This is a genomic window from Nostoc sp. DedSLP03 (assembly GCF_034530815.1).
GTDB lineage: Bacteria > Cyanobacteriota > Cyanobacteriia > Cyanobacteriales > Nostocaceae > Nostoc.
This window is the reverse complement of the sequence record NZ_JAVRCK010000229.1, coordinates 1-1,486: the sequence shown is the minus strand read 5'-3', so window position 1 is coordinate 1,486 and position 1,486 is coordinate 1. Positions and strand designations below refer to the sequence as shown.

Annotated in this window: 2 protein-coding genes; one reads left to right on the top strand and one right to left on the bottom strand. The window is 42.9% G+C overall.

Annotated features, from left to right (window positions below):
• Positions 1-71 precede the first annotated feature (71 nt).
• The gene (locus RM368_RS38435) at positions 72-947 is read left to right on the top strand and encodes a DEAD/DEAH box helicase (protein WP_322698923.1); all 876 of its coding nucleotides are present in this window, start codon (positions 72-74) and stop codon (positions 945-947) included.
• Between the two features lie 36 nt (positions 948-983).
• Here the strand turns inward: RM368_RS38435 and RM368_RS38430 are convergent, their stop codons facing one another.
• Positions 984-1,397 (bottom strand): HEAT repeat domain-containing protein, encoded by a 414-nt coding sequence (locus RM368_RS38430; RefSeq protein ID WP_322698924.1) that lies wholly within the window; start codon positions 1,395-1,397, stop codon positions 984-986.
• Positions 1,398-1,486: the final 89 nt, after the last annotated feature.

Genomic DNA, 1,486 nt, shown 5'->3' with positions numbered 1-1,486 from the left:
TAACTTATGGTCACGTTATGGTTTAAAATTTGGTCACGCAGGGGGTAAAATCACAGCACTCTATCCGCAATTTGTTACCCTATCCCGATAGTGGCTGTATTGATCAAGTAATTGTAGATGAAGCGGGTCAGATTCCACCGCATCAAGTTTTCCCCGTTTTAGTTAGGTGTAATCGGGCTTTGATTGTTGGCGATCCATTGCAATTAGAGCCAGTGGTAAATTTAAGTGACCAGAAGAAAGATGAATATCGCAGCAAGTCGTTTCTAGAACAGGGACTCACGGATGTAGATTATGACCGCTACAGTCCCACTGCTTCCACAGCTTATCACCGAGCGGCTGGGGCATCAGGGCAACCCGGAGACATTGGTAATGGCATTATCCTTAAATATCATTACCGTTGCATTCCAGTGATTGCTGATTTTTGCGATCGCTTGTGCAATTACGGCATGATAATCAAGACTGAGCCTAAAGCTTCTCGCTTGGGTACTAACCTGATTGCTTGCAATGTGGAAGGGAAACTAGAGAACAACGTTAATTGGGCAGAAGTTGATGCAGTAGAAGCGTTAATTGAGGAGTTGTTAGCGGCGGGTTATTGCTTAAATTCTCCTGATTCTGACAACACAATTGGCGTGATTTCACCTTACCGTCGTCAAGTAGATGCGCTGACTCAACGTTTAGAAACTCGCTGGCCTGATTTTTCCCGCAAGAGCATTGGCACAGTTCACACGTTCCAAGGTGGTCAGAAATCAGTAATAATTTTCTCGACTCGCCAATGCCAAACAACTGATAGCCTTTGGTTTATTAATCGCCGACCGAATTTACTTAATGTTGCTGTCAGTAGAGCGCGAGAACTGTTTATCCTGGTGGGGAATTTGGAGCGAATTTCTTCACGGGGGCATACCAGAGAGTTGGTGGAATATATGAAGGAATTTGGGGAGATGCGATAACTAGTTATGGATACCATTATTCTTTACCAGTTGCACTCAGGAGCATTTCCATCTAAGTACAGCTTTGATTACAGGATTTTTGCACATTACAGGGGGTTTCTTTCTCAGATAAAGGACTGTTTCTTCTCTTAACTCAGACGAGCTTGCACTTGAAATATGACTTTGAATTTCTCTTTGGGCATTCATAGCTTTTTTGATTTCTTCTAGGGCATTAGTAGTTGCAGAGCGTACCTTACCATTTCTATCTATGCGAGCAGTGTTTAAATAGGGAACTGCATCTTTTGCATCTGCGCCAATTTGCCCTAAAGCATTAGCAGCACCAGCGCGGATATTACTATCTGGATCTTTTAGAGCAATCATGAGAGGCGGAACTGCATCTTTACCAATTTGTCCAAGTGCGTTAGCAGCACTGGAACGAACATCCTCATTTTTATCTTTGAGAGCCTGAATTAGAGGCTTAACCGCGTCTTTACCAATTATTTGCTGTCACTGTAAGGATAAAATGAGCAACTTTGAAAGCATAAGTTGAGCAACAGATT